This window comes from Pseudarthrobacter cellobiosi, assembly GCF_023913815.1.
GTDB lineage: Bacteria > Actinomycetota > Actinomycetes > Actinomycetales > Micrococcaceae > Arthrobacter > Arthrobacter cellobiosi.
Window position 1 is genome coordinate 283,622 of sequence record NZ_JAMXBK010000028.1, and the last position, 25,895, is coordinate 309,516.

The 25,895-nt window shown below is 65.1% G+C and carries 28 protein-coding genes and 2 pseudogenes; 15 read left to right on the top strand and 15 right to left on the bottom strand.

Annotation, left to right across the window (positions count from 1 at the left end):
• Positions 1-4 precede the first annotated feature (4 nt).
• From paaE to paaA, 5 genes are read right to left on the bottom strand one after another with little or no spacing between them, the layout of a single operon-like run.
• Positions 5-1,246: a 1,2-phenylacetyl-CoA epoxidase subunit PaaE gene (gene paaE, locus NG701_RS19465; protein ID WP_252570056.1), complete on the bottom strand. Its 1,242-nt coding sequence runs from the start codon at positions 1,244-1,246 to the stop codon at positions 5-7.
• 9 nt (positions 1,247-1,255) lie between these two features.
• On the bottom strand, positions 1,256-1,771 hold the full coding sequence (gene paaD / locus NG701_RS19470; RefSeq protein ID WP_252570057.1) for a 1,2-phenylacetyl-CoA epoxidase subunit PaaD: 516 nt from the start codon (positions 1,769-1,771) through the stop codon (positions 1,256-1,258).
• A complete protein-coding gene (gene paaC / locus NG701_RS19475; RefSeq protein WP_252570059.1) occupies positions 1,768-2,604 on the bottom strand; it encodes a 1,2-phenylacetyl-CoA epoxidase subunit PaaC in 837 nt (278 codons plus the stop codon). The genes paaD and paaC overlap by 4 nt, the downstream gene beginning before the upstream one ends.
• Positions 2,601-2,969 (bottom strand): 1,2-phenylacetyl-CoA epoxidase subunit PaaB, encoded by a 369-nt coding sequence (gene paaB / locus NG701_RS19480; RefSeq protein ID WP_252570061.1) that lies wholly within the window; start codon positions 2,967-2,969, stop codon positions 2,601-2,603. Before paaB ends, paaC begins: the two co-directional genes overlap by 4 nt.
• Positions 2,966-3,958, bottom strand: a complete 993-nt coding sequence (gene paaA / locus NG701_RS19485) for a 1,2-phenylacetyl-CoA epoxidase subunit PaaA (protein ID WP_252570063.1) — start codon at positions 3,956-3,958, stop codon at positions 2,966-2,968. The genes paaB and paaA overlap by 4 nt, the downstream gene beginning before the upstream one ends.
• A gap of 172 nt (positions 3,959-4,130) precedes the next feature.
• Between paaA and NG701_RS19490 the strand changes: the two genes are divergently transcribed.
• From NG701_RS19490 to NG701_RS19520, 6 genes and pseudogenes are all read left to right on the top strand, one after another.
• A complete protein-coding gene (locus NG701_RS19490; protein WP_252570066.1) occupies positions 4,131-4,457 on the top strand; it encodes an ArsR/SmtB family transcription factor in 327 nt (108 codons plus the stop codon).
• Positions 4,454-5,152, top strand: a pseudogene (locus NG701_RS19495) (cation diffusion facilitator family transporter); the annotation flags it as partial. The gene NG701_RS19490 and the pseudogene NG701_RS19495, both read left to right, overlap by 4 nt.
• 432 nt (positions 5,153-5,584) lie before the next feature.
• Positions 5,585-5,830 (top strand): annotated as a pseudogene (locus NG701_RS19505) (heavy metal translocating P-type ATPase); the annotation flags it as partial.
• Between the two features lie 80 nt (positions 5,831-5,910).
• Positions 5,911-6,405 (top strand): hypothetical protein, encoded by a 495-nt coding sequence (locus NG701_RS19510; RefSeq protein ID WP_252570068.1) that lies wholly within the window; start codon positions 5,911-5,913, stop codon positions 6,403-6,405.
• Between the two features lie 133 nt (positions 6,406-6,538).
• Positions 6,539-7,141 carry a DUF305 domain-containing protein gene (locus tag NG701_RS19515; RefSeq protein WP_252570070.1) on the top strand — a complete coding sequence of 201 codons (603 nt, stop codon included), beginning with the start codon at positions 6,539-6,541 and terminating at the stop codon, positions 7,139-7,141.
• 80 nt (positions 7,142-7,221) lie between these two features.
• Positions 7,222-8,097 carry a F510_1955 family glycosylhydrolase gene (locus tag NG701_RS19520; RefSeq protein WP_252570072.1) on the top strand — a complete coding sequence of 292 codons (876 nt, stop codon included), beginning with the start codon at positions 7,222-7,224 and terminating at the stop codon, positions 8,095-8,097.
• Positions 8,098-8,161: 64 nt separating this feature from the next.
• On the opposite strand, the gene NG701_RS19525 is transcribed toward NG701_RS19520, so the two are convergent.
• Both NG701_RS19525 and NG701_RS19530 read right to left on the bottom strand, forming a co-directional pair.
• A complete protein-coding gene (locus NG701_RS19525; RefSeq protein WP_252570074.1) occupies positions 8,162-10,690 on the bottom strand; it encodes an AMP-binding protein in 2,529 nt (842 codons plus the stop codon).
• Positions 10,691-10,870: 180 nt separating this feature from the next.
• Positions 10,871-11,077 (bottom strand): hypothetical protein, encoded by a 207-nt coding sequence (locus NG701_RS19530; RefSeq protein ID WP_252570076.1) that lies wholly within the window; start codon positions 11,075-11,077, stop codon positions 10,871-10,873.
• A 174-nt stretch (positions 11,078-11,251) separates the two neighbouring features.
• Here NG701_RS19530 and NG701_RS19535 point away from each other — a divergent pair, with 174 nt between their 5' ends.
• Complete coding sequence (locus NG701_RS19535) at positions 11,252-11,677, top strand: helix-turn-helix transcriptional regulator (protein ID WP_252570077.1); 426 nt, start codon at positions 11,252-11,254, stop codon at positions 11,675-11,677.
• Positions 11,678-11,840: 163 nt separating this feature from the next.
• On the opposite strand, the gene NG701_RS19540 is transcribed toward NG701_RS19535, so the two are convergent.
• Positions 11,841-13,067: an ATP-binding protein gene (locus NG701_RS19540; RefSeq protein ID WP_252570079.1), complete on the bottom strand. Its 1,227-nt coding sequence runs from the start codon at positions 13,065-13,067 to the stop codon at positions 11,841-11,843.
• Between the two features lie 225 nt (positions 13,068-13,292).
• Here NG701_RS19540 and NG701_RS19545 point away from each other — a divergent pair, with 225 nt between their 5' ends.
• The 5 genes from NG701_RS19545 (at position 13,293) to NG701_RS19565 (ending at position 16,163) form a co-directional block, all read left to right on the top strand.
• Positions 13,293-13,694: a VOC family protein gene (locus NG701_RS19545; RefSeq protein WP_252570082.1), complete on the top strand. Its 402-nt coding sequence runs from the start codon at positions 13,293-13,295 to the stop codon at positions 13,692-13,694.
• 126 nt (positions 13,695-13,820) lie between these two features.
• Entirely contained in the window at positions 13,821-14,552 is a 732-nt protein-coding gene (locus tag NG701_RS19550; protein WP_374208716.1) for a helix-turn-helix domain-containing protein, read from the top strand.
• Positions 14,545-15,396, top strand: coding sequence for a Fic family protein (locus NG701_RS19555; protein ID WP_252570086.1), 852 nt, complete (start codon positions 14,545-14,547; stop codon positions 15,394-15,396). The genes NG701_RS19550 and NG701_RS19555 overlap by 8 nt, the downstream gene beginning before the upstream one ends.
• Positions 15,397-15,597: 201 nt before the next feature.
• The gene (locus tag NG701_RS19560; protein ID WP_252570088.1) at positions 15,598-15,861 is read left to right on the top strand and encodes a type IV toxin-antitoxin system AbiEi family antitoxin domain-containing protein; all 264 of its coding nucleotides are present in this window, start codon (positions 15,598-15,600) and stop codon (positions 15,859-15,861) included.
• Complete coding sequence (locus NG701_RS19565) at positions 15,837-16,163, top strand: hypothetical protein (protein WP_252570090.1); 327 nt, start codon at positions 15,837-15,839, stop codon at positions 16,161-16,163. The genes NG701_RS19560 and NG701_RS19565 overlap by 25 nt, the downstream gene beginning before the upstream one ends.
• Before the next feature lie 408 nt (positions 16,164-16,571).
• Here the strand turns inward: NG701_RS19565 and ppsA are convergent, their stop codons facing one another.
• Together ppsA and NG701_RS19575 are read right to left on the bottom strand one after the other, a co-directional pair.
• Positions 16,572-18,974, bottom strand: a complete 2,403-nt coding sequence (gene ppsA, locus NG701_RS19570) for a phosphoenolpyruvate synthase (RefSeq protein WP_252570092.1) — start codon at positions 18,972-18,974, stop codon at positions 16,572-16,574.
• Between the two features lie 151 nt (positions 18,975-19,125).
• A complete protein-coding gene (locus NG701_RS19575) occupies positions 19,126-19,944 on the bottom strand; it encodes a pyruvate, water dikinase regulatory protein (protein WP_252570095.1) in 819 nt (272 codons plus the stop codon).
• Between the two features lie 180 nt (positions 19,945-20,124).
• On the opposite strand from NG701_RS19575, the gene NG701_RS19580 reads away from it, so the two are divergent.
• The gene (locus NG701_RS19580; RefSeq protein ID WP_252570097.1) at positions 20,125-20,340 is read left to right on the top strand and encodes a hypothetical protein; all 216 of its coding nucleotides are present in this window, start codon (positions 20,125-20,127) and stop codon (positions 20,338-20,340) included.
• A 35-nt stretch (positions 20,341-20,375) separates the two neighbouring features.
• A complete protein-coding gene (locus NG701_RS19585) occupies positions 20,376-21,110 on the top strand; it encodes a GAF and ANTAR domain-containing protein (RefSeq protein ID WP_252570100.1) in 735 nt (244 codons plus the stop codon).
• On the opposite strand, the gene NG701_RS19590 is transcribed toward NG701_RS19585, so the two are convergent.
• Together NG701_RS19590 and NG701_RS19595 are read right to left on the bottom strand one after the other, a co-directional pair.
• Positions 21,095-21,412, bottom strand: coding sequence for a type II toxin-antitoxin system RelE family toxin (locus tag NG701_RS19590; RefSeq protein ID WP_252570103.1), 318 nt, complete (start codon positions 21,410-21,412; stop codon positions 21,095-21,097). The genes NG701_RS19585 and NG701_RS19590 overlap by 16 nt on opposite strands.
• 2 nt (positions 21,413-21,414) lie before the next feature.
• Complete coding sequence (locus NG701_RS19595; protein WP_252570106.1) at positions 21,415-21,672, bottom strand: type II toxin-antitoxin system Phd/YefM family antitoxin; 258 nt, start codon at positions 21,670-21,672, stop codon at positions 21,415-21,417.
• A gap of 163 nt (positions 21,673-21,835) precedes the next feature.
• Between NG701_RS19595 and NG701_RS19600 the strand changes: the two genes are divergently transcribed.
• Positions 21,836-22,576, top strand: coding sequence for an ANTAR domain-containing protein (locus NG701_RS19600; RefSeq protein ID WP_252570109.1), 741 nt, complete (start codon positions 21,836-21,838; stop codon positions 22,574-22,576).
• 150 nt (positions 22,577-22,726) lie between these two features.
• Here the strand turns inward: NG701_RS19600 and purU are convergent, their stop codons facing one another.
• From purU to NG701_RS19615, 3 genes are read right to left on the bottom strand one after another with little or no spacing between them, the layout of a single operon-like run.
• Entirely contained in the window at positions 22,727-23,581 is an 855-nt protein-coding gene (gene purU, locus NG701_RS19605) for a formyltetrahydrofolate deformylase (protein ID WP_252570111.1), read from the bottom strand.
• Positions 23,582-25,063: a D-serine/D-alanine/glycine transporter gene (cycA, locus tag NG701_RS19610; RefSeq protein WP_252570113.1), complete on the bottom strand. Its 1,482-nt coding sequence runs from the start codon at positions 25,061-25,063 to the stop codon at positions 23,582-23,584.
• Entirely contained in the window at positions 25,053-25,883 is an 831-nt protein-coding gene (locus NG701_RS19615) for a methylenetetrahydrofolate reductase (RefSeq protein ID WP_252570115.1), read from the bottom strand. Before NG701_RS19615 ends, cycA begins: the two co-directional genes overlap by 11 nt.
• Positions 25,884-25,895 lie beyond the last annotated feature (12 nt).

A 25,895-nucleotide genomic window follows, 5' to 3' on the forward strand; every position in this document is an offset into this window, starting at 1 on the left:
TTCCTTACACGTCGAAGTCGACTGTTACGTCTTTGCTGGTGGGGTGGCTCTGGCAGGTCAGGACGTACCCCTTGTCCAGTTCATCCTGCTCCAGCGCGTAGTTTTCGTCCATGGTCACGGTGCCGGTGACCAGTTTGGCGCGGCACGTGCCGCACACTCCCCCGGCGCACGCGAACGGCACATCCGCCCTGACCCGCAGCGCCGCGTTCAGGATTGACTCGCGGGCGTGCGTGGGGCTGGCCACCTCGCCCTGCAGGCCGTCCAGCTTGAACGTGATCCTGTACGTCTCCTGGGACTCATCCACCACCACGGGCCGGCCGGCGTGGCCCTCCGGGCGGTCCGGCTTGCCGGACGTGAACAGCTCGAACCGCACGTGCTCCGGCTTCACGCCGCGCTCGGCCAGGGTGTCCCGACACAACTGCACCAGCTCAAACGGCCCGCACAGGAACCACTCGTCCACATCGTCCGCGTGGATGGCGGTGCCCAAGAGCTGCTGGAGCTTTTCGGCGTCGATCCTCCCGCTGAGGAGCGGCGCGATCCGCTGCTCGCGGGACAGCACGTGGTGGATGGCCAGCCGCTGCGGATACCTGTCCTTCAGATCCGCCAGCTCCTCCAGGAACATCACGTCCATGGCGGCCTTATTCGCGTAGATCAGGTCAAAGCGGGTCTCCGGGTTGGCCGCCAGCAGCGTGCGGGCGATGGCGATCACCGGGGTGATGCCGCTCCCCGCCGCGATGGCCACAAAGGTGCCCGCCCCATTGGAGGCTGCCTCCCCCGCGAGCTCCTCCGGGTGGTTCATGGAGTTCATAACGTTCTGCTCCACGGCCTTGCCGTCCCGGCCGTGCTTGGACACAAACGCGCCCATGGGGCTCATGACGTCCAGGGTGTCCCCCGCCTTCAGCTCCGCGTTGGCCCACGTGGAGAACAGCCCGCCCAGGTCCTGCTTCACGGCCACCCGGATCTCGCTGCTGCCGTCCGGGAAGCTCCGCGGTTCGGCGCAGATGGAGTAGCTGCGGCGCACCTCATGCGGCTCGCCGTTCTCATCCTGCAGCGTGGTGCGCAGGGCCACGTACTGGCCGGGCAGGTAATCGAACTGGCCGGCGAGCTGTTGGGGTACTCCGAAGGTCACTTCGATGGCGTCCTCGGTCAGCCGGCGTACCTCCGCGACGGTGAGGGTGTGGAAGGACGGACGACGGCGGCCGCTGGCTAGCGCCGATTCGGCGGCGGTCTGGCGCACAACAGGCATGGGGCTTCCTTACAGGACTTTGAAGTAGTCGAACGGTTCCAGGCAGTCCTTGCAGACGTACAGCGCCTTGCAGGACGTGGAGCCAAACCGGGTGAGCTCCTTGGTGTTCAGGCTGGAGCACTGGGGGCATTTCACGGCCATTTTGAGCCGGATGGGCCCGGCGTGGCGGGCGGCGGCTGCCATGCCCGACGGCGGGGCGATGCCGTACTCCTGCAGCTTGGCCTTGCCGGCCTCCGTCATCCAGTCCGTGGTCCAGGCCGGGGCGAGCACCAGGTCCACTTCTGCTGTGTAGCCCTCTGTGGCGAACGCTTTTTTCAGGTCATCGCGGATGGCGTCCATGGCCGGGCAGCCCGAGTAGGTGGGCGTGATGGTGACCCGCACACTTTGTTCGTCTGTCACCTGCACGTCGCGGAGGATGCCCAGGTCCTCGATGGTCAGCACGGGGATTTCCGGGTCGCAGACCGTGGCGGCGATGTCCCACACCTGCTGCTGCTCTGTCAGTTGCTCGACGGCCACGGCGGTCACCAGCTTGCTCCGGGGTACTCCCGGGCGAGCACCTGCATCTCCGCGAGGAGGTAGCCCAGGTGCTCGGAGTGCCGGCCGTGCCGACCGCCGCCGGGGGCAGCCGGCCCGTCCGGCACTCCCAGCCCCGCTTCGGCCAGGATCTCCCCGGTCAGTCGGTCAAAGTCTGCGCGCAGGCTGGAAGGCTCGACTGCGGCGCCGGTTTCAGCCAGGCGCGTGGTCAGCTCGTCGTCCTGGAAGAGCTCGGCGACGTAGGGCCACATCTGCTTCAGGCCTTGGATCATCCTGGTACGGGATTCCTCGGTGCCGCCGGCCAGGCGAAGGACCCACTGGGCGCTGTGGTCCCGGTGGTAGTCCACTTCCTTCACGGCCTTGGCGGCGATGGCGGCCAGGGTGGCGTCTGTGGATTCCGTGAGGCGGCGGTAGAGATCGAACTGGTAGTAGCTCACCACGAACTGCCGGGCGATGGTGGCCGCGAAGTCGCCGTTGGGCTGCTCAAAGATGTGGGCGGAGCGGAACTCTGGCTCCCGTCGGAAATACGCCAGCTCGTCCTCGGTTTTGTCCCAGGCGCCGCCCGCGTACGTGAGGAAGCTCCGGGCATGGCCCAGCTGGTCCAGTGCGATGTTGCCCAGAGCCACGTCCTCCTCCAGCTCGGGGCCGCGGGAGATCCAGTGGCCCAGGCGCTGCGCGAGGACCAGGCCGTCGTCCCCCAGGCGCAGCGCGTACTCGGCCACGTCCTCTGTGGGCTTGGCCAGTCCGGTGCGGACCTCCAAGGCGATGTCCTCCGGGCGCAGGGCGTTGCCGGGGGTGATGCGGGTGGTGGATTCGTTGCTCACAGGTGCTTCACGCCTTCGCTCTTGGTGTAATACGTGGCGTGCCGGTAGTCCTTGCCCTGCGGGGACTCGAAGAACGAACCCTTGGAGTCGGGGTCGCTGGCGGCGATGGCGTCGGCCGGGACCACCCAGATGGACACACCCTCGTTGCGGCGGGTGTAGAGGTCGCGGGCGTTGCGCAGGGCCATGGCGGCATCCGGCGCGTGCAGGGACCCGGCGTGGACGTGGGAGAGGCCGCGGCTGGAGCGGACGAAGACCTCCCACAGGCCCCAGGCGTTGCGGTCGGTGGCAGGCTCGAGCACCTCTGGGGCCACGCCGACAGGGGTCCCTGGCCGAGCTTGCGAGGTTGGGGAGTCGGTGGGGATCATGCTGCGTATTCCTTTGTCTTCAGTGACTGCTTTGCTGCGTACGCCGCGGCTGCTTCGCGGACCCAGGCGCCGTCGTCGTGCGCTTCCCTCCGGCGCTCAAGGCGCTGGGCGTTGCAGGGGCCGCGGCCGGCGAGGACTTCGTGGAACTCGTTCCAGTCCAGCGGACCGTGCTCCCACTTTTTAGTGTCCTCGTTGAAGCGGATCTCGCTGTCCGGGAGGGTGAGGCCCAGCACGCGGACCTGTTCCACCATCATTCCCACGAAGCGGCTGCGTAGTTCGTCGTTGCTGAAGCGCTTGATGTTCCAGGCCATGGACTGGCGGGAGTTGGGCGAATCGTCGTCCGGCGGGCCGAACATCATCAGCGCCGGGGCGTACCAGCGGTTCACGGCGTCCTGCGCCATCTCCTTCTGCTCCGGGGTGCCGTGGGCGAGCTCCAGCAGGATCTCGAAGCCCTGGCGCTGGTGGAACGACTCTTCCTTGCAGACGCGCACCATGGCGCGGCCGTAGGGGCCGTAGGAGGCGCGGCACAGCGGCACCTGGTTGCAGATGGCGGCGCCGTCCACCAGCCAGCCGATGGCACCCATGTCCGCCCAGGTCAGGGCCGGGTAGTTGAAGATGCTGGAGTAGCGGGCCTTGCCGGCGATGAGGTCGGCCATCATCTTGTCCCTTGTTTGACCGAGCGTCTCGGCGGCGGAGTACAGGTAGAGCCCGTGGCCGGCCTCGTCCTGGACCTTCGCCATCAGGATGGCCTTGCGCTTCAGGCTCGGGGCGCGGGAAATCCAGTTGGCTTCCGGCTGCATCCCGATGATCTCGGAGTGGGCGTGCTGGGAGATCTGGCGCAGGAGGGTCTTGCGGTAGGCGTCCGGCATCCAGTCTTTTGGTTCAATGCGGGAGTCCTCGGCGATCACGCGGTCAAAGTTGGCCTGACCGTCCGCGTCTTGGCGGTCCTTGGCCTGGCTGTCCGTGTCGCGCTGGGCGTTGGCTTCCATGGTTGCTCCTATGCACCTGCCTGGATTGGTCGCATTTATTTACCGACCGTTCGTTCAGGATATGCGCGGAGTGCGGAGGGCGTCAAGATTTCGACGGGCTCAATCAGGTTGGAGCCGATACGGCCGCAATACATAATTGCCTGAATACACGCACTGATGTACTTTGGCTCTTATGGAAACCCTTACGCATGCCCCAGTGCTGGCCCGGTTCGGCTACGCGGTCTCCGACCCTACCCGGGCGCGGATTCTGCTGGCCTTGGCAGATGCGCCCACGTACCCGTCGGACCTGGCCGAATTGCTGGGGGTTTCGCGGCAGAGCATGTCCAATCACTTGACGTGCTTGCGGGGCTGCGGCCTCGTGGCGGCTGTCCCGGATGGCCGGCGGACCCGGTATGAGCTCGCTGACGCCAGGCTGGGCCACGCGATCAGGGATCTGCTCGGTGTGGTGCTGGCTGTGGATCCTGCCTGCTGCGCCCCGGACGGGACATGCCTGACATGACCACCACGGTTCAGCTTGCATCTACGCCCGCCCGCCGTGCCGTCCTGGGCCGCCGCATCCGGCTGTTCGCGGCCGCGACCATCACCTACAACGTCGTCGAGGCCGCCGTCGCGCTCTGGGCAGGCAACGTGGCCCACTCCTCGGCCCTCATCGGCTTCGGCCTTGATTCGGTGATTGAAGTCGCTTCCGCGGCCGCCCTGTCCTGGCAGTTTTCCGCGAAGAACCCGGAACGGCGCGAACACCTAACCCTGCGGATCATCGCGATATCCTTCTTCGCCCTCGCGCTGTTCGTCGCCGCGGACTCGGTCAGGTCACTGTCCGGAGGCGGCGAGGCACAGCCTTCCACTCCGGGCATCGTGATCGCCGCCCTAAGCCTGGCCATCATGCCCGCCCTGTCCTGGCTTCAACGCCGCGCGGGCCGTGAACTTGGCTCCCGCACCGCCGTCGCAGATTCGAAACAGACCCTGCTGTGCACCTATCTCTCCGCCGCCCTGCTGGTGGGCCTGGTCCTCAACAGCGCCTTGGGATGGTGGTGGGCGGATGCCGGCGCGGCGCTGGTCATCGCCGGGATCGCCGTCCGTGAGGGCATTAACGCCTGGAAAGGGGACGCCTGCTGTGCCGCCCCACGGGCCGGGGCCCGAGCCGGGGCAGGACGCGATGGGAAAGCTGATGATTGCTGCGCCGCCCCTGAACCGTGCACCGGCGAGCCGGACAGGGACCACATGAGAATAGAACTACTCCACATCGATGACTGCCCAAACACAGCAAAAGCACTCAAGCAGGTGGAAGCTGCCCTCGTCGCCATGGGGCGCCGGGACATCCCGGTCAATTTGCGGTCCATCAGGACTCCGGCAGATACGGCCGGGACCCGATTTGCCGGTTCGCCGACCATCACTGCAGACGGGGCCGACATCTTCCCTAACGGAACCCCGACGAGTGAACTCGCGTGCCGGATCTACCCCACCCCCGGCGGTCTCGCAGGCGCTCCGACCATCGACCAGGTAGTGGAGGCACTGACCGGCCGTGGCCTGCGATCCGACCTCCCTCGGAGTACCGGCGCGCGATCTCTTGACTGACATACCCCCAGGGGGTATATCTTGGGGTGTTGTCAGTGAAGTGGCATGTCCGGGCAGGCGGTGCTGTCCATGGTGGACCTGTCCCGGGCGAGCTACGCGAAGATGTGGCAGAACCTGATTTGGGCCACCGGTTACAACATCCTGTCGGTGCCGCTGGCCGCCGGCGTCCTGGCGTTTGCCGGGGTGGTGCTCTCGCCCGCGGCCGGTGCCGTGCTCATGTCAGCGTCCACGATCGTGGTGGCCCTGAATGCGCAGTTGCTGCGGAGGGTGAAACTCAATCCCTCCCGCGTACGTTGAACCAGAAGCGCTGACCGGCCGGAAAGGACCCGGACGGTAGCCTTGAAGACGGATCAGACCAACACGGAAGGAGGAACGCCATGACCGCAGTGCTCCGCGGCCCCGTCACGGCGTTCCTGCTCCGCGCCGGCATCATCACCGCCATCCTGGCCATCCTCGCCGGGATTTTCGGCATGCACGTCATGACCGGCAATCACTCCATGCACTCCCCCGCCGCCGGGCACACACCGGCCCCGGCCGTGAGTGTCGGGGACAGGCACGCCAACCACAAAACCACGGCGCCCCACGCGGAACCGGTTGCCTCAACAACAGCGGCGGCCGCGGGACATCGGGGCTCTGAGGCTGTTGCCGCAGGCCCGGCGTCGTGCACGTGCTCTGCTGACTGCGCCAGCATCCAGGCGATGAGCGCAGCATGCACCCCCTCAGCCCAGACAGGGACACTGGCCGCCCCTGAACCCGCGCAGGGCACCCGAACCCTGGATGGCCATGGCGGGCTGCCCGACACGGTCGGTTCTTCCTACGCCTATCTGCCCGGCGGTCCTTCACCGGGTGAGCTGTCCATCAGCCGGACGTAGAACTGGGCACACCGCCGTCCCCACGGCACAGCCCCGTCATGAAGCGAGCCCAACAGACGCTTCCCGGCATCTGCAAGGATGCTCCCCCGCTCACCGGCCCCCTGCGGTCGAGATTTGAAGGACCTGACTTCCCATGAATAAGAAGCTATTGACCCTTTCAACAACGGCCATTGCGGCTGCCATTGCCTTGGCCGGGTGCTCATCCGGTTCCGGATCCGGGAGCACGCCCGGAATGAACCACGGCAGCTCCAGCAACGCACCGGCACCGTCAGCGGGACACAACTCCGCTGACGTGACGTTCGCCCAGATGATGATCCCCCACCATGCCCAGGCGGTAGAGATGGCAGAAATGATCCTCGCGAAAAAGGACATCCCCGCCCCCGTCACCGCGCTGGCCACCAAAATCAAGGAAGCGCAGGGCCCGGAGATCCGGACCATGACCGGCTGGCTTGATGACTGGAACGAACCAACGGAAATGGCCTCCGGCCACGCCGGGCACTCCATGGACGGCATGCTGGACGACGCCTCGCTGAAGGAACTCGACGCCGCGCAGGGCACCGGGGCCGCCAAACTGTTCCTGAAGCAGATGATCGCCCACCACGAAGGCGCCATCATGATGGCCAACACTGAAAAGACCGGCGGCAAAGACCCCAATGCCGTGGACCTGGGCAACCAAATCGTGTCTGCGCAGGAAGCGGAAATCAAGGAAATGCAGGGCCTCCTCACCACGCTCTGACGAGTCGATCACGTTGGCGCCGGCCTGACCGGGCCGGCGCCACATTGTCCCTGATTTCCCTTCACCCTTTGGAGTTAGCCATGTTTTTCCTCTCCCACATGATCAGACGCGGCGCAGTCCTGGCCGGCGCCGCGGCCACCCTTCTCGCTATTGCCGGCTGCGCACCGGCGACAAACCAGACCACGCCGCACACGACGGCAGCCGGGAGCCCCCTTCCCAGCGCACACGTCCACGGACTCACCGTCAGCGGTGACACCGGCCAGGTACTGCTCGCCACCCACGACGGCCTCTTCGACGTCACCACCAGCCCGGCGAAAAAAATCGGTGGCACCAACGACCTGATGGGATTCACCGCCGGCCCCGCCGACGGGGTCTTCTACGCTTCGGGCCACCCGGGGCCCGGCTCCGACCTGCCCAACCCCATGGGCCTGCTCAAATCCTCCGACGGCGGCACTACGTGGGAGCAGCTCTCGCGCCAGGGTGAATCGGACTTCCATGCCATGACCACCACCCAAGCGGGGATCGTGGCCTTCGACGGGACACTGCGGACCAGCGCCGACGGCGAGACCTGGAACACTATTCCCGCTGACTTCGCCCCCGCCGTCCTCGCCGGTCATCCGGGCAGCAGAACCCTCCTGGCGACCACGCCCGACGGGGTCCAGCGTTCCACCGACGCCGGCAGCACATGGGAGCCTGTGAAAGACGGCCCGGTAGTTCAGTTCGCCGCGTTCGCGCACCCAGCCGAGGCTGTGGGCGTTGAACCCGACGGTACGGTGCACTACTCTGCCGATGCCGGAGAGACTTGGACAAAAATGGGCCGCATCGACGCCCAGGTCATGGCAATCGCCGCAGTCAAGGGCGCCGACGGCAGACCATGGATCTGGGCCGCTACCGCCGACGGGATCGTTGTCTCCACGGACGGAGGAACGACATTCCGGCCTGCGGACGCGGGATAGCCCCACCTTCCGCCGTTCAGTGCGGACTCAATGTCCGGGAGGGGCCGCCGGCGGGGCGGGAGCGTCACGATTTCGACGGGCTCAATCTCCAGGTTCTGGCGCGGCCGATGGCCGTCGGCGCCAGGCTGCAGAGTGCCCAGTACGCGGAGCCTGCGGCCAGTGAGGCCACGACGGCGAGCGCGGGGCTGAGCTCAACCAGCAGCGGGTAGACCAGCCAATGCACCAGATAGATGTGCAGGGACGCGCTGGCCAGCAGAACGGTGAGGCGCCGGAGCCCGGCCGGGACGGGAAGGCTGGGCAGCCACAGGAGCAGGAGTATCCCGGCCAGGACAGTCAGTTCACGGGCGGGGTTGTCGAAGAACCCCGGGATAGTCAAAGCGGCAACGACACTGACGGCGCCTCGCTGAAGGATGTGACGGGCCCTGGCAACCGCCCATCCCAGCGCGAAGAGCCAGAGGGCCGGCGTCGTGTGGGGAATTCCCGGCTCAAAAAGCTCATACCGGGTAAGGAGTCCGGCGGCGAGCAGCACCAGCGGAAAGAGGAACGGGAAGCGCCTTTCGGCCCGGCTGACCCAGGGCAGGGCGAGCAACGCCGTCATGCTGACCAGCAGGTAGACGAGCACCTCGATGAACCAGAAATGCGACCGGGTGGTCACCTCCTCGGGCCCGATAATGGCGTGGAGGAGGACGATATTCTCCAGGCTGTATCTGTCGGTGATCAGGTAGGCGAAGCCGATGAAGGCCATGCTGGGGATCATGACCCTGGCCAGGCTGGCGGCTTGTTTCCGCAGCCGCGGCATACGTTCCCCGGACAGCTGGAACCGGGCGAAGTTGAACCCCGCCACAGCCATAAGCACGTGGGCGGCACCCTGCCAGTGCAGGAATCCGATGTGGGTGCTGACGATCAGGAAAATGGAGACCGCCCGCAGCACGATGCTGGTTTCAAGCCGGGCGAACATGCGGCGCTTCCGCGGCCGCGGCTGTTCATGGCGGGCCCCAAGCACCCCCACCGGGGTGATGTGCCAGTCCGGGGGCAAATGCCCCAACGCCTGCTCAAGCCGCACCGACGCTGCCACATACGAAAGCGAGTCCCCGCCCAGCGAAACGAACGTGTCGTCGTCGGAAATGTCGTCCAGCTCCAGCGTGTCCTCAAAAATGCGCACCACACTGTCCCGCGGGCCAGCTCCGGAGTTCGCGCTGGAAGGCTGGTCTTGAACTGTGGGTTTGGCGAGCGCCAGGACGGCCGGGTAGTCCAGCTTGCCGGACGCCAGACGCGGGAGCTCCGGCACCGCCTGGACGTGCAGGGCAGCGCGGGGCAGGCCTATGCCCTGGGGGAGGATCTTGCCCAGCAACGCAGTGTCGTGTTCACCCTCGACGGCGACCACGAGTCCCTGGTCCGTGCCGGCGCTCGCCGCCTGAATACCAAGATCTGCAAGGATCCGTTCCACTTGTCCAAGGTCGACGCGCAGGCCGACGATCTTGACGAACCGGCTGCGCCGTCCCACTACCTCGTACAGTCCGTCTGCGTTCTGGCGTGCCAGGTCTCCGGTGCGGAGTTCATCCACCGTCCGCCCGAGGCCGAGGTCCTCCGGCGTCTGGGCGTAACCCAGCATCACGTTGGGCCCTGAATAGACCAGCTCCCCATGCTCCAGTCCAGGGACCGGGTCTATCCGGAAGGCGCCGCCGGGGATGGGAATTCCGATGGCCCCGGGCGCCGTACCCGCCAGCCGCGGAGGGAGGTAGGCCATGCGTGCCGTGGCCTCCGTCTGGCCGTACATCACAAAGAGATCCCAGCCGCTCCTTGCGCCCAGTTCTGCGTAACGCCGGACCAGGTCCGGGCCGAGCCTGCCGCCAGCCTGGGTCACATACCTGAGCCTGGGCAGGTTCATCGCGGCGAACCCCACCCGCTCGAGCAACTCGAAGGTGTAGGGAACGGCTGCGAACGATGTGGCACCCTCGCGGTGGAACAGATCCCAGAAGCAGGGGTCCACCACGGACAGATCGGTCAGGACCAGGCTGGCACCACGCAGCAGGTGGCTGTTGATCACTGACAGTCCATAGCAGTAGGACATGGGCAGCGTGGTCATAGCCCGGTCATACTCGGTGATGCCGAGGTATTCCGCGATGGACTCTGCGTTCGCCTGGAGGTTTTCATAGGACAACCGCACAAGCTTGGGCGAACCGGTGGAACCTGAGGTGCTCAACAGAAGGGCCAGGTCCGGGTGCAGGGTGTGTCCGGTGCCAGGCCGTCGCTCCTCCAATACTGTCCGGCCGTTCGCGGAACTAAGGATAACGTCCGGATCGTAGGCCGCGACCAGGGACTCCAGGGCGGCAGGCTTGTCCGCGGGCAGGAGGATCAGCGGATGACCGGCCGCCATGGCCGCCAGGTAACCCACCAGGGATTCAACATCGTTACCGGCCGTCAGGGCCACCAGGCGACGTTCGCTACCGAGTCGCCGGCCCACCTCCTCAACCCGGTCGGCCAGTTCCCGATACGTCAAGACACCATTGCTGGTGGCAACGGCAGTCCTGTCCCCGTAATTCGCGAGGTTCGCGGCAAACGACAGGCGTTGAAGGTCAAGTTGGGTGCTCATAGCGTGTGGTCCATAGGAGTCTTCGGCGATTTAGGGAAGCCTAACCTTGGAAGAGTACACCGGGCGTGGGTGAATTAAGAAAACAAAACGTACCCTATTTCTCCACCTTCTGGCGTAAAAGGCCGTGTCCCGCCTGTGCCTAACGTCGGTTCGACGCCCGGCAACGGATCACTACCCGGTTCACGCGACGCGCCTGGCACCGTCACTCGACAACAGCCCGTCCAGCTCATGCTGGCCATAGGCGTTGCGCCACGCACCCAGGATGCTCACGGGTTCGTTACGTGACCAGATTGCCCGGTGCGGGGCCGAATCGCCGTTGTGAAGGGCTAGTTCCGCTTCGTAAAGCGCGGACTTTACCCAGGCTAGGAAGTCGTCGCGGTCAGTCATGCCTTAGTATGCTCCATGCGCAGCTGTCTATCCGGCACGGCTGCCCGAGCATTTCGGGTGTCGCCAGGCCGTTTCCGTAGCGCCATGCCGTTTCCGCGTCGGGGGATTTCGCAGGCTCAATCACTGGGCGGACAGGATCAACCACCGGGCGTGGAGCGCTACTAGACTTGCCTCATGACACCGCAGGAGCTGACAAACTTGGCCCACTTGCGCCGGGCCCGTGACCTGATTGACCGCGGGTACGCCCGGCCGCTGGACGTGCCCACCATGGCCGCCGGGGCCCTCATGTCAGCGGCGCACTTCTCCCGCCAGTTCAAGGCCGCCTACGGTGAGACGCCCTACAACTACCTCATGACCCGGCGGATCGAACGTGCCATGGCGCTGCTGCGCGCCGGTGCCAGCGTGACCGACGCGTGCATGGAAGTGGGCTCCACGTCCCTGGGTTCCTTCAGCTCGCGGTTCACCGAGATCGTCGGCATAACGCCCAGCGCCTACCGCGCCCGCGAACACCACGCCGTGAAAGCAATGCCCACGTGCATCGCCCGGCAGCACACCCGGCCCTCGCGCAAACCGAGCAGGATTGAAGAAACTTCCTCCTAGCCGGTGACACATCGAGCGCCAAGCGCTGCTCACCAAGTGCTAGTCCAACCGGAGCCCGCGCGGCTATGCCTTCCGGGACCCGTCGGGCAACATGATCGCATCAACTAGGAGTGACGGATTTCGACAAGCTCAATCATTGGGCCGTCCGGCCCCACCGCAGGGGTCAGCCGGCGGTATGCCTGCCTCGTCGCTGACGCAACTCCGGCACATTCAATTCCGGAACGGCCCGGAGCATGAACCGGTCGAAATGCGGAACGGTGAAGGCCGCATAACCGTGGTTCGGCGTGTAGAGCAGCCCCTTGTCAATCAGCTGCGACCGCGTAGGACTAACTTGCTGGGAGGTGCGATTTAGAAGGGTCGCGACGTCGCTGGCCAGCTGGGGTTCTGGCCCCAGCTGAGCCATTGCCCGCAAGTAGGCCTGTTCCAGCTCCGTTGTCCGGTCAAGCCGGACGCGGAAGAAACTGCCGTCCAGCTTCTCCTCAACATAGCGGTGAGCATCCTTCACATCCCGGGCCGTAATTACGTTATCTTCCGCTAGATTCCAGACCGCTGATCCCATTTCCTGGAGGAAATAGGGGTAGCCTCCCGTGAGGGCCACGGCTTCCGCAATAGCGTCTTTCTCGAAAATCACTCCACTATCGAGAGCCGGGCGGGTGATGGCCTCGATGGCGTCGTCGTCGTCGAGCATCTCGATTCTTGGAAATTTGAAGAGTCGCTCGGAGTAGGATTTAGCCTCCCCGGCAAGTTCTGCGATCTGGGGCAGTCCGGCCCCGACCAGGGTAATCGGCAGTTCGCGCTGGACCGTTTTGTGCAGTGCGGCGATCAAGGCTTCCAGTTGGACCTTCGACAGGAACTGGACCTCGTCAAAAAGAAGCACTAAGCCGGTTTCATGGTCCTGCGCAGCCTCACCCAGGGCAAGGAAGAGATCTGTGAGGTCCACCCCCAAATGACCGCTATCGGCCTGACCTTCCACTGGTTCAACGTCGAAGCCGGCCGTGAACTTACCTTCGGGGTCTACGGAGACTGTGAAGGATCGCAGGACTCCGGCTGCCCGTCGAGCGCGATCCGTCCACTTTGCCCGGGGCGAAATCTCGAGGAGGGCTTTCCGGAACTCCACCGCCAATTGGCGCCGGAAGTCTCCGTCATCGTGCTTGCTGACCTCGATTTCGATCACAGCCCAATCAGCGGAAATCGCCTCTTTACGGAAGGCACCGAGCAATACCGTTTTGCCGACCCCGCGAAGTCCCGTGATGATCATGGACTGCTCGCTACGCCCCCGAGCCAGCCGTGCCAGCAGAAGCTTGAATGAGGCAAGCTCATCGGTGCGGCCCACCAGGACTGGCGGATTCGCGCCGGCGTTCGGGGTGTAAGGGTTCTCAAGTGGGTCCATAGCAAGAATAGTAGTGCTTTATTAAAAGTTAATAAACCATCAATACACTTGCTACGGTAACCATGTCTGGGTGGCCAGTCCCGCGCCTGCAGGCGCGCGCCTTTTTGCTGAAAGTAAAAGCCACGCCCACGGCGGCCACCGCGGCCCGGCAGCACACCCGGCCCTTGCGCAAACCGAGCAGGATTGAAGAAGCCTCGCCGCTGCCACTCCCCTAGCGTGGGAGACATGAACATTTCATTGAAGTACGCACACGTCACCGTCAACGATCTCGATGAGTCCCTCGCGTTCTACCGCGACGCCCTTGGCCTGGAAGTCCGGAACGACGTCGGCTCGGACGGACAGCGCTGGGTCACCCTTGGCAGCGCCGCCCAGCCCGACCTTGAGATTGTCCTGTCCCCGCCGCATGCCGGCCGCTCGCAGGCCGACGGGGACGCCATCCAGGAGCTGGTCACCAAGGGCGTGATGCCCATGCTCGTGTTCAACACGGACGATCTCGACGCCACCTTCGAAACCCTCCGGGCGTCAGGCGCCGAGGTTCTCCAGGAACCCATCGTCCAGCCGTGGGGCCCGCGCGACTGCGCCTTCCGCGACCCGTCCGGCAACATGATCCGCATCAACCAGGGCTGACACCCTGGGCCTCGACAAGCTCGACCACCGAAGGACAAGCTCAATCACCGACGGACCAGCTGTTGCTCATACGCAGCGTCTGCGTGGATATTGCATATAAGCACTAGGAACTATAGAATTGCTTATATGCAAAACGTGGTCCAGGTTGCGATCCGCGACTCCCGGTTCTCCCGCCGCGAGCTTGCCAGACGAGCCGGAGTGTCGGCCTCCACTGTCACGCGGGTTGAGAAAGGCGACATCGACCCGACCCTTGGCATGGCGACGCGAATCCTGGCGGCCGCCGGCCTGCAGCTTCCGTCCCGGACTGAGCCGCTCTGCGATGTACGCGCGCTTCGTGCTGCCCGCACGATCCTTGAAGACGGCACCTCCAATCCGGCTGCGGACGCGGTAATGATCGAGACACTCATGCGCTGGGCCAGCACTGACGGAACCCCTCGCCCCAGGTCACTCGCCAGAGAGGCAGGTGCGGCCGCTCCCCCGCCCCTCCGCCCCGGCGCCGTAGAGATCACCAGTGACTGGAATTTCCTGCGCATCTGCTCGGCCGTGGCCGCCACGAGAAAGGGTTGGGCCGCCAGCGGCGCACCGGCCGCGGCACGGATAGGGGCAGAAGGGACGCCCGGGCCCATCATCCTTTACGTCGAGAATCCTGCCAGGGTCGCGTCCATCATCAACCGCCCCGGTTCGGCCGCGGTGGAGGTTCTCCTGCTCCCCTTCGACGGCGCCAGCGAAGGCGGCGCGTGGAACGACGAAGGGATCGTCTGGGCAGACCCGATCCAAATCATCCTCGACTGCTACGGGATGCCGGCCACGTATGACCTTGCCGAGGAACTCACGAAAGACTGGGCGCACCATGACTGAGCAGGCACGATGGGGCGTCGGCTCCAACCAGTACAAGAAGCGGCCGCCCCGGCCACCCGGCCCGCAACCGTCCCCCGGCCTGCTCAAGTCGGCAGCGAAGGACCAGACGGACGAGCTTGGCTTTTCCTGGGACTCATCTGGCATACCCTGGGACGAAATGCCCGGTATGGAGGTGCCACGCGCCCTCGCCCGCTTCGAGGCGCAGCTGGCTGGCCATGTGTGGGACGCTGCCGCCCTGGAAGGCAACCCCTACACCCTCCCGGAAGTCCAAACACTCCTGGAAGGGGTCACCGTCGGCGGACACCGGCTCGACGATGAGAAACAGGTCCTGGCCTTGGCCGAGTCCACCCGCCTGCTCCACGGCCTTGTTCGGGACGGGACCTTCGCACTTTCCAAGCCTTTATCAGACCGACTTCACGGAATAGTGGCACCCCATGAGGCGATAGAGGCAGGGCACTTCCGTGGCGAAGGTTCTTTGCGGGGCGGCGGAAGGGTCAACCTGGGTGAAGCCGGCACTTTCAAAGCCACCGGCTGCGAAGATGGCGGGGAGGAGCTGCGGGCCGAATACACCCGCGGACTGGCGTTCCTTTCCACGGTGAAGAATCCGATAGAACGGGCTGTCGCCTACTTCTGCTTCGGGACCCGGCACCAGTTCTATTTCGACGGCAACAAGCGCACCTCACGGCTGATGATGAATGGTGTCCTGCTGAGCTCCGGGCACGACGCGATCTCCATTCCGTTTAGCCGCCGACTTGAGTTCAATCAGAGCCTGGTGACGCTCTACGCGGACGCGGACGCAACGTCGCTCATGGAGTTCATCCTCGACTGCCGGCCTGAAGGCTAGCCGCCGGTGGTCCAGCTTGTCGAGACCCGGGGATTTCGACGTGTAAATTCGTTTTCGAGGCGGAAATTCCTCTACGCAGTCCGTATTCCGGTTGCGCCGAGGTGGGTGAGGGTCGGAAACGGACAAGCGCGTCGCCAGGACTTCTCCACATAGCGGCACCTACCCCTCGCGCCGAGGGCGCGCAGCTGGCATCTTCGCTACATGACGGATCTTCCACCGCTTCTCCTGGCCCGCGACCGCGCCCTTCACGGGCTGACCCCGAATGACCTTGCCAAGCGCGTAAAGGCCGGTTCCCTGGTCCGCGTCCGGCACGGCGTCTACACGGACGGGCAGGTCTGGAAGGGGCTGAAGCCGTGGGAGCAGTATCGCCTCCGCGTCCAGGCAGCTGCGGAAACCTTCGAGAAACCCACGGTCTTCGCCAGGCACTCCGCCGCCAGCGTGTGGGGAATACCACCATCGGCCTGAACCACCCGGTCCAGGCCCTCACCATGAAGAACGACGGCGGCCGGTCACGTGCCGGAGTCCGCCGCCACTTTGCTGCGCCGGCGGGTCTGATGGTGGTCCGGCGGGAGGGCCTGCTCGTCACCGGCCGCATCCGCACTGTCCTGGACCTGGCGGCGTTCAGGCCTTTCACCGAAGCTGCCGCTCCCCTGGACCGTGTGCTTCGACCAGACCGGACCCTGCGGCTGCCTGCCGTGACGACGGCTGAACTGGAGGCAGGTATCGGATCTATGTACTCCCCACTGCTGCGGGGCGAGGGGTGCTGACCGCCGTGGCTTTCGCGGACCCTTTGTCCGGTTCCGCAGGGGAGTCCTACAGCCGCGCCCTTATCCACGTGGCCGGCTTCGAAGCCCCGGTCCTGCAGCAAGCCATCCACGACAGGGACGGCCTGGTGGCTACACCGACTTCTATTGGAAGCAGGCCACTGGGTTCAACGTGGTGAGGTGGGATTGGGCCGATCTGATGGAGCCCGGGAAGCTGGAACGCAAGCTGGCAGCGGCTGGCGTGCCCCGTCGTCGCACGCGTTCCGCGGATTTCGACGCGCAAAACCCGACCGTGACCCGCATATTCCCTGGCGCCACCGATATTCAGCTAGCGCCAAGGAATATGCGCAGCGCCCGGCCGGACGTTAACGGACGACGTCGGCACCCAACCTGGGTGCCGACGTCGTGCGTTTAGTTCGCGGCTGTGGCGGCGGTGGCGCCGGTGGCGCCGGCGAGCCGGAGCCAGGTGTCCACCACGGTGTCGGGGTTCAGGGAGACGGAATCGATGCCTTCCTGGACCAGCCACTCGGCGAAGTCCGCGTGGTCGCTGGGACCCTGGCCGCAGATGCCGACATACTTGCCGCGCGCCTTGCAGGCCTTGATGGCCATGCTCAGGAGCTTCTTGACGGCAGGATCGCGTTCATCGAAGCCACCCGAGACAATCGCCGAATCCCGGTCAAGGCCCAGGGCCAGCTGGGTCATGTCATTGGAGCCGATGGAGAAGCCGTCGAAGTAGTCCAGGAAGTCGTCCGCCAGCAGCGCGTTGGAGGGGATCTCACACATCATGATCACCTCGAGGCCGTTCTCACCACGGACCAGACCGTTCTCCGCCAGCAGCTCGATCACGCCGCGGGCCTCGTCCATGGTCCGGACGAACGGGATCATGAGCTTGACGTTGGTCAGGCCCATCTCGTTACGGACAAACGACAGGGCCTCGCACTCGAGGTCGAAGCAGTCCCGGAAGGACGGCTCCAGGTACCGTGAGGCACCGCGGAAGCCGAGCATCGGGTTCTCTTCGTGCGGCTCGTAGGCCGGTCCGCCAATGAGGTTGGCGTACTCGTTGGACTTGAAGTCGGACATGCGCACAATCACCGGCTCCGGCGCGAACGCCGCCGCGATGGTGGACACGCCTTCGGCCAGGCGCTTGATGTAGTACTCGCGCGGGCTGTCGTAAGCGGCAATCCGTTCCCGGATTTCCGCGGCCACGTCCGCCGGCTGGCTGTCCAGGTTCAGGAGTGCCTTGGGGTGGATGCCGATCTGGCGGTTGATGATGAATTCCAGCCGGGCCAGGCCCACGCCGTGGTTGGGCAGCTGCGCGAAGGTGAACGCCTGCTCCGGGGTACCCACGTTCATCATGACCTTGACCGGGGCCTCGGGCAGCTCGGTGATGGCGGTTTCCTCGACGCTGAAGTCCAGGAGCCCTTCGTAAATGGTGCCGGTCTCGCCGTCGGCGCAGGAGACGGTCACCTCGAGGCCGTCGGAGAGGGCGTCCGTGGCACTTCCGGTCCCGACGACGGCGGGGATCCCCAGTTCGCGGGCGATGATGGCCGCGTGGCACGTGCGTCCGCCGCGGTTGGTGACGATGGCGGAGGCACGCTTCATGATCGGTTCCCAGTCCGGGTCGGTCATGTCCGCGACCAGGACATCGCCGGTCTTGAAGGCGGCCATCTGGTCGATCGAGGTGAGGATGCGGACGCTGCCGGCACCGATGCGCTGGCCGATGGCACGGCCCTCCACCAGCGTCCGGCCGGTCCCGTTGAGGCGGAAACGGCTGAGGCTGCCCGCGGCCCGGCGGGACTGCACCGTCTCCGGGCGTGCCTGCAGGATGTACAGGCCGCCGTCGGTCCCGTCCTTGCCCCATTCGATGTCCATGGGGCGGCCGTAATGGTTCTCGATGGCGACGGCGTGCCGGGCGAGCTGCTCGACGTCGGCGTCGCTGAGGCTGAAGCGGTTCCGCAAGGAGGCCTCCACCGGCACGAAGTCGATGGTCCGGCCGATCTCCTGGCTGTTCGTGTAAGTCATCTGGAGGGCCTTCTCGCCCAGTCCGCGCTTGAGGATGGCGGGGCGGCCGGCCTGCAGTGCGGGTTTATAGACGTAGAACTCATCGGGGTTCACGGCGCCCTGGACCACGGCCTCGCCCAGGCCGTAGGAGGACGTGACGAACACGGCGTCCTGGAACCCGGACTCGGTGTCCATGGTGAACATCACGCCGGAGGCCCCGACGTCGGAGCGCACCATCCGCTGGATGCCGGCGGAGAGTGCCACCTCGGCGTGTTCGAACTTGTGGTGCACGCGGTAGGCGATGGCGCGGTCGTTGTAGAGGGACGCGAACACATCCTTGATGGCGAGCAGGATGTTCTCGATGCCGCGGACGTTCAGGAAGGTTTCCTGCTGCCCGGCGAAGGAGGCGTCCGGGAGGTCTTCCGCCGTCGCGCTGGAACGGACGGCCCAGGACAGGTCCTCGGAGCCCCCGTGCTTGTCCACCAGCTGCTGGTAGGAGTCCCGGATCTGCGCCTCGAAGTCCGGCAGGAACGGCGTCTCACGCATGAGGGTCCGGATTTCCTGGCCGGCCGCGGCGAGGGCCGTCACGTCGTCGGTGTCCAGGCCGACCAGCCGGTCCACGATCTTCTGGTCCAGGCCGGAGTCAGCCAGGAAGCTGCGGTAGGCGTCCGCTGTTGTGGCGAAGCCGTCCGGAACCTGCACGCCGGCGGAGGTCAGGTTCTGCACCATCTCCCCGAGGGAGGCGTTTTTGCCGCCTACCCGGTCAAGGTCCTTGAGTCCGAGTTCTGAGAACCACAGGATGTCTGTTGTCATAATTGCTGCTCCTTTGCAGATGATGGCATGCGGGGGCGCCGCCCCGCGCGCGGCTGTGGCCGGTTGGTGGGCGCGAATCCTGTCTACAGTGACAGGTCCGGAGCACCTTTCCAACATGATGTGCGCCACACAGGGATTGTGAAAATTTTCTCTAATGTTTCAGGTTCATGCGCTGCAGGATGGTGGCGGCCATTTCCTCAACTGACACCGTGGCCGAATTAAGGTACGGAATCCGGTGCGAGACGTACAACTGCTCGGCGCTGCGCAGCTCGAAGCCGCACTGCCGCAGCGACGCATAGGGCGAGCCGCGGCGCCGTTCGGTGCGGATCTGGCTCAGCCGCAGGGGGTTGGAGGACAGCCCGAAACACTTCTCCACAAAAGGCCGCAGCGGCTTGGGCAGCCCTTCGCGCTGAAAGTCCTCGTCCACCAGCGGAAAGTTCGCGGCGAAGATGCCGTGCTGGAGCGCCAAGTACATGGTCGTGGGAGTTTTTCCGCAGCGGGACGGCGCCACCAGGATGACCTGCGCCTTTTCCAGCGCCCGCAGGCTCTGGCCGTCGTCGTGCTCCATGGCATACTCGACGGCGGCCATCCGGGATTGGTACCGTTCCGCGTTGCCCAGGCCGTGGGCCCTGCCCGGTTCACCGCTGGCCTGCGCGCCGAGGGCCCGCTCCAGCTGACCCACATGCGTCCCGATGAGATCCACGATGATCCCCCGGCACTTTGCAATGGCCTGCCTGATGTCGCCGCCGACGGCGGTGGAAAAAACGATGGGCTGCGGACCGGTGGCGACCAGTTTGTCGATGGTGCCCACCACGGTTCTGGCCTGTTCGACGGTGGTAATGAACGGGACCGTGATGCGGTCAAAGTTGTTCGCGGGGAACTGCGTCAACAGGGTGTTGCCGAGCGTTTCCGCGGTAATGCCGGTGCTGTCCGAAAGGAAGTAGACAGGCCGAATCTCGTCATTGGTCATGAAGGAATTCTGCACTATCCGGTGGTTGAGCTGGGCCCACGCCCGCCGGGTTCCCTGGCCGAGCTTGCGAGGTAAGGGGGCGGGTGGGGACGAAACACCGGGCTTTTACCCGGCAGAAACACTGCGGCAACCTGGTCGGGGCATGCTGGGCAGACGGGGACAACCAGCAGGGGGCACAGCATGATCACTGACAAGGTGCAGACGGTAAGAATCCAACCCGGCGACCACATCGAGGCGTGGCACAACGGCAAGATATTCCACAAAGGCCGGGTGACCGACGTCGTACATTCCCTGGAACTGATCTGGATCCGGGACGCGAGGACCGGCACGCGGAAGCTGCTGGATCCTGACGCCCTGGAGATCATCAAAGTGGCGGCCCCGCAGGCGGCCGGCTAGCTTGTGAGCGCCCGCCGTTCGGCCTAGATTTGGGCATGACCAATTCGCCCGAACAAGAGCTGATCCTCGAGCTGCAGGACCTGATTATCGGCACAGGATCGGTGGCTGACTTCCTGGGCGGGTTCTCCATCATCGCCGCCGCCGCACTGAGCCGCTCGGCTGGCGCAACGGTGGAGTGCGGGGTCACCCTCAAGCGCGCCAGGAAAACCACAACGGTGGGCGGGAGCACTGAGCGCGCCATCCACCTGGACCGCATTGAACAGGCTGTGGGCGAAGGGCCCTGCATCGCAGCGTTGCGGGCGGGGACCCCCGTCCTGCTGGCCGACGTCCGCACTGACCCGCGCTGGCCGACCTATCAGGAACGCCTGATTGAGGAGGGCATCCACAGCGTCCTCGGCGTCCCCCTCGAAATCGGTGAAAACGCGGCCGCCGTCCTGAACTTCTTCGCGCCAGCCACTGGCGTATTCACCGAGGAAACCATCAGTGAGGCAGCCAGTTTCGCCGCCGTCGCCGGCAGTGCCGTCCGCCTCGCCGTCAGGGTGGGAACCGCCGAGAACGCCGCAGATGATCTGAGCGCGGCGATGATGAGCCGCACCGCCATCAACCTTGCCGGCGGCATCATCATGGCCCAGAACCGCTGCAGCCAGGCAGAGGCGATGTCCATCCTGATGAAGGTCTCCAGCCACCGGAACCAGAAGCTCCGGGACGTGGCCGACGAGATCGTCCGGAAAGTCTCGGGCGAGGGATCAACCACCTACTTCGACATGTAAGGCTTGGTCAGTGTTGTCCGCGTCAGCCAGGCAGACGTCACCTCTTGTAGACCCTCGCGTCGGTGCGCGACCCGCACAACGAGGACGGTCAGAACGTCGTCATGGATTTCGTAGAGAACGCGGTAGTCAGCAATGCGGACTCGCCAGGCCGTCTCTTCGCCAGCGAGCTTCTTGCATCCAGCTGGTCGGGGATCATTTGCCAGCCCCGCGACAGACGCCAGGATTCGCTTGCGCGTACCAGTCTGCAGTTTGCGGATTTCCTTGGCTGCTCCGGCGGTGAATTCGACCGCGTAGCCGGCCACGTTTAGAGTTCGGCCTGAAGTTCAGTCAGGCTCACTCGACGGCCATCGTCTCCGGCTTTGGCGGCCCGGAATTCGGCGAGATCCACTGCGTCTTCGAGCTCCTCCAGGCGTGCGAAGTCCTCGACGCCGATGAGAAAAGCCACAGGCTTACCGTGGCGGGTGATCTGGACTCTCTCATGCCCGTAGTTCGCCCTATTGACGACGTCGGGCAGATGCTCACGCAGAGCTCCGACAGTGACGGAGCTGGGTTCAGTTTCCATAGTCACAGTCTAGTACTTGTTTTGTATAGAAGTATAAGAACGTACGAAACGTAAGAAAACCAAATCTTCAGCGGGCCTGCAAAAAGCGAGTACTCACTACTCGTGTGCCACCCCGGCAGGGGCTCTTAGGATAAGGGCGTACCGACACATGGGGGACTGGGGCATGATGATCGATCAACAGGTGGACTGGCGCGTCTCGGGGGTCCTGCTGGATATCCGCGGACACTCGGAAGCGGCATCGGCGTGCGCCCTTGCCCAGATCGCGGCTCCCGCCGTGAGCGACATTGCCGGCTCCGAGGTGGAGGGCACCGTGACCATCGTGCGGCCGGACGGGACGCCCTTCACAGCGGCAACCACCGACGCCGCCGGCGACCTTTCCCGGTGGGACCAGCTCGCCGGACGGGGTCCCACCTCACGGGCACTTGGCGGCCGCCTGACCATCATTCTCAACGATCACTCCTTGGACAAGCGCTGGGATGAGTACCAGGCCGTTCTCAGGGCAGCCGGCTTCCGGTCCGCTGTCGCTTTGCCGTTGCCGCTGGAACGCGGCTACCGGGCCGCACTGACGGTGTATTCGGCGGAAACGAACGTGTTCACCCCGGTTGTCGCCAGCCAGGCGCTGGCGTTCTCCGAGGTGGCGGCCAGGAGCCTGGTCCTGGCACTGCAGGTCCGGGCTGGCCTGGCCCAATCCGCGGATCTCCGCGCAGCCATGGCCAGCCGCACCGCGGTCAACATCGCCTGCGGCGTGCTCATGGGCCAGAACCGGTGCTCCTACGAGGCGGCATTCCAGATCCTTACGCTCGCATCGAGCCAACGGAACCTGACCATCCGCGACGTCGCCGAAGGGATGCTGCGCACGCTCCCGGGCGGGGTTCCGCCCACACACTTCCAGCAGCGCGCCTGAGGCAGCGCCCGCCGTCGAGCATTAATGGGCGCCACACACGGTTGCGCGGCCCCACCCCACCCCACTCCCCCGAATGTAAGTAGCGCTAACTGTCGTTCTGAAGGTTCAAATCGACAGTTAGCGCTACCCAGTTGGGGACGAGGAGGACGGTCAGCGCAGAACGACCGTGCGCCCGCCGTCGAGCATTACCCGGCCTTCACAGTGCCACCGCACCGCGTTGCTCAGCGCCTTGCACTCAGCGTCGCGGCCCACGCGCACCAGGTCATCGGCCGTGTACGTGTGGTCCACGTCGATGACCTGCTGGGCGATGATCGGTCCCTCATCCAACTCCGCGTTGACGTAGTGCGCCGTGGCGCCCACGGTTTTCACCCCGCGGTCATAGGCCTGGTGGTACGGCTTGGCGCCCTTGAAACTCGGCAGGAACGAGTGGTGGATGTTGATGGTCCGGCCCGTCAGCTGGGCCGACAGCTCATCGCTGAGGACCTGCATGTAGCGAGCCAGGACCACCAGTTCCACCTCGAACTCATCCACGAGCTCCAGCAGGCGCTCTTCCTGCGCCGGCTTGGTCTCCTTGGTGACCGGGAGGTGGAAGAACGGGATGCCGTGCCACTTGACCAGGTCCTCGTGGTCCGTGTGGTTGGAGACCACTGCCACGATTTCCACCGGAAGATCGCCCGTGCGGGCCCGGAACAGCAGGTCGTTGAGGCAGTGCCCGAACTTGGACACCATCACCAGCACACGGCGCTTGCGGCCGTGCGGCTCCAGCTGCCAGTTCATGGCCCACTCAGCCGCCAGCGGCTCGAAATCCCCGCGCAGGTCCTCGGTGCTGAAGGACTTGTTCCCGGCTGCGAAATGCACCCGCATAAAGAACTGCTGAGCCTGGCGGTCACCGAAGTGCTTGGTGTCGATGATGTCGCAGTCGTGATCCAGCAGGTACCCGGTGATCGCGTGGACGATCCCCGGGGACTCCGCGCAGTTGACGGTCAGAACATGTTCGGTTGCCACTTAGTTCTCCCGCGAAGCCTTCGCGTCGGCCAGGGCCTTCTCGTCGGCCACGACCTTCTCGCCGGCGAGGTCCTTCTGGAACTCCGCGTAGCGGGCCAGGTGGGCCGGGCGCTTGCGCAGGATGAACCAGGCGACGCCGAGGATGATGAACCAAATGGGGGTGACCAGGAGCGCCACAAGCGTGTCCGGCTGCGTGGTCAGTGCCCACAGGACGAAGGCGAAGAACGCGAAGACCACCCAGACCATGGGGATGCCGCCGGGCATCTTGTACTTGGACGCGTCGTGCAGGTGCGGCCGGCGTGAACGGAACTTCAGGTAGCTGGCCAGGATGATGGACCAGACGAAGACGAAGCAGACGGCGGAGACCGTGGTGACCATGTCGAACGCCTTGCCGATGTCCTTGCCGGCGTACATCAGGATGATGCCGGAGAGCAGCAGGATGCAGGAGAGGAACAGTGCGTTCTGCGGGACCTTGCGGCGGGACAGGTTGCTGAACACGGCGGGGGCGTCGCCCTCCTGGGCCAGGCCGTACACCATGCGGGAGGTGGAGTAGATGCCGGAGTTGGCCGAGGACATGGCCGAACTGAGCACCACCAGGTTCACCACAGTGGCCGCGGCGCCGAGGCCCGCCAGGGAGAACATGGCGATGAACGGGCTGTGGCCGGCCTGGAACTGGGTCCACGGCGTGACGGACATCAGGATGATGAGGGCGCCTACGTAGAAGAGCAGCACGCGGATGGGGATGGAGTTGATGGCCTTGGGCAGGTTCTTCTCCGGGTCCTTGGCCTCAGCGGCGGTGGTGCCTACCAGTTCAATACCCACAAAGGCGAAGACGGCGATCTGGAAGCCGGCTACAAAGCCCATGAATTCGTTCGGGAACATGCCGCCGTGGCTCCACAGGTTGGTGAAGGTGGCCGGGCCGGCATCGGATTGGAAACCGCTGAAAATCATAAACAGGCCAACAATGATCAGCGCCGCGATAGCGATGATCTTGATCAGCGCGAACCAGAACTCGGTCTCACCGAACGCCCGCACCGTTGCGAGGTTCAGAACCAGAAGGATGATCACGGTGGCGATGCCCGGAATCCACAATGGCACCCCCGGCCAGAGTTCCTCCGAGTAGGCGGCGATGGCGATGACATCCGCGATGCCGGTGATCACCCAGCAGAACCAGTAGGTCCAGCCGGTGAAGAAGCCGGCCCACGGGCCCAGCAGGTCAGCGGCGAAGTCGCTGAAGGACTTGTAGTTCAGGTTGGACAGCAGCAGTTCGCCCATGGCCCGCATGACGAAGAACAGCATGAAGCCGATGATCATGTAGACGAAAATGACGGACGGGCCGGCGGCCGAGATGGTTTTGCCTGAGCCCATGAACAGGCCTGTGCCGATGGCGCCGCCAATGGCGATCAGCTGGATGTGCCTGTTGCTGAGCTGCCGCTCAAGATGGGGTGTGTTGCCCGGGGTGGTGACGGTTTTAGTACTCACGTGCTGCTCCTCGAATCAGTGCTGGCTGGAGTGCCGTTGGGGATGATGCGAGGCCCGCTTCGTTGGGGACCGCATCGAGGTTGTTGAAGCTGTAAAGGTGGATCCCTGCGATGCCGGGCTGGCTTTCGAGCCCGGCCACCAGGGTGTGGGGTGAGTAGCGGTCGCCGCTGAGCAGCTTGCCCGCCAGCGTTCCCTTGCTGCTGAGGAACTTCAGGGAACTTCCGACGCCGATCTGCGTGGCGAGTGCCAGCAGCTTGGTCCGCGGAACGGACCCCGCCACGCCCGCCCAGACGGGCAGGTCCACGCCTTCACGGCGCAGGAGCGCCGCGTAGTCGAGGATTTTGGGGGCGTCGAAGCACATCTGGGTGACCACGTGCGTGGCCAGGTGCTTCTTGTCGTGCAGGGCATCGATCAGGTCCAGGGCGGCCACCGTGGGGTGGCCTTCCGGGTAGCCTGCCACGCCGGCGCGCATCCGGCCGCCGGTGTACTGGGCGATGTCCTCGAGCAGCGGGAGCGCTGACTCGTACGGTCCCGCGGGCTGCTTCCGGTCGCCGCCGATCACAAACACTTCGCCGATGCCGGCGCCGTCGCAGTCCCGCATGATCCGGGTCAGCTCGGCCCGGTCATGGATGCTGCGCGCGGCCAGGTGCGGGATGACGGTGTAGCCGAGAGTGCTCAGCTCCACCGAGGTACGCATGGTCCGCTCGATGCCGTGGTGCGGCAGGCACGTCATGGTCAGCGTGGTGGTCAGCGGAACCAGGGCCTGGACCTGCTCAACGATCCCGGTTGAGGGGATGATTTCGATCCTTGTAGGGAACATCTTCGGTCCTTT

Coding starts and splice junctions, on each gene's coding strand:
- paaE (WP_252570056.1), bottom strand. CDS start 1,246: ATGCCTGTTGTGCGCCAGACCGCCGCCGAATCGGCGCTAGCCAGCGGC.
- paaB (WP_252570061.1), bottom strand. CDS start 2,969: ATGATCCCCACCGACTCCCCAACCTCGCAAGCTCGGCCAGGGACCCCT.
- paaA (WP_252570063.1), bottom strand. CDS start 3,958: ATGGAAGCCAACGCCCAGCGCGACACGGACAGCCAGGCCAAGGACCGC.
- NG701_RS19490 (WP_252570066.1), top strand. CDS start 4,131: ATGGAAACCCTTACGCATGCCCCAGTGCTGGCCCGGTTCGGCTACGCG.
- NG701_RS19510 (WP_252570068.1), top strand. CDS start 5,911: ATGACCGCAGTGCTCCGCGGCCCCGTCACGGCGTTCCTGCTCCGCGCC.
- NG701_RS19515 (WP_252570070.1), top strand. CDS start 6,539: ATGAATAAGAAGCTATTGACCCTTTCAACAACGGCCATTGCGGCTGCC.
- NG701_RS19520 (WP_252570072.1), top strand. CDS start 7,222: ATGTTTTTCCTCTCCCACATGATCAGACGCGGCGCAGTCCTGGCCGGC.
- NG701_RS19525 (WP_252570074.1), bottom strand. CDS start 10,690: ATGAGCACCCAACTTGACCTTCAACGCCTGTCGTTTGCCGCGAACCTC.
- NG701_RS19530 (WP_252570076.1), bottom strand. CDS start 11,077: ATGACTGACCGCGACGACTTCCTAGCCTGGGTAAAGTCCGCGCTTTAC.
- NG701_RS19535 (WP_252570077.1), top strand. CDS start 11,252: ATGACACCGCAGGAGCTGACAAACTTGGCCCACTTGCGCCGGGCCCGT.
- NG701_RS19540 (WP_252570079.1), bottom strand. CDS start 13,067: ATGGACCCACTTGAGAACCCTTACACCCCGAACGCCGGCGCGAATCCG.
- NG701_RS19545 (WP_252570082.1), top strand. CDS start 13,293: ATGAACATTTCATTGAAGTACGCACACGTCACCGTCAACGATCTCGAT.
- NG701_RS19550 (WP_374208716.1), top strand. CDS start 13,821: ATGCAAAACGTGGTCCAGGTTGCGATCCGCGACTCCCGGTTCTCCCGC.
- NG701_RS19555 (WP_252570086.1), top strand. CDS start 14,545: ATGACTGAGCAGGCACGATGGGGCGTCGGCTCCAACCAGTACAAGAAG.
- NG701_RS19560 (WP_252570088.1), top strand. CDS start 15,598: ATGACGGATCTTCCACCGCTTCTCCTGGCCCGCGACCGCGCCCTTCAC.
- ppsA (WP_252570092.1), bottom strand. CDS start 18,974: ATGACAACAGACATCCTGTGGTTCTCAGAACTCGGACTCAAGGACCTT.
- NG701_RS19575 (WP_252570095.1), bottom strand. CDS start 19,944: ATGACCAATGACGAGATTCGGCCTGTCTACTTCCTTTCGGACAGCACC.
- NG701_RS19580 (WP_252570097.1), top strand. CDS start 20,125: ATGATCACTGACAAGGTGCAGACGGTAAGAATCCAACCCGGCGACCAC.
- NG701_RS19585 (WP_252570100.1), top strand. CDS start 20,376: ATGACCAATTCGCCCGAACAAGAGCTGATCCTCGAGCTGCAGGACCTG.
- NG701_RS19595 (WP_252570106.1), bottom strand. CDS start 21,672: ATGGAAACTGAACCCAGCTCCGTCACTGTCGGAGCTCTGCGTGAGCAT.
- NG701_RS19600 (WP_252570109.1), top strand. CDS start 21,836: ATGATGATCGATCAACAGGTGGACTGGCGCGTCTCGGGGGTCCTGCTG.
- NG701_RS19615 (WP_252570115.1), bottom strand. CDS start 25,883: ATGTTCCCTACAAGGATCGAAATCATCCCCTCAACCGGGATCGTTGAG.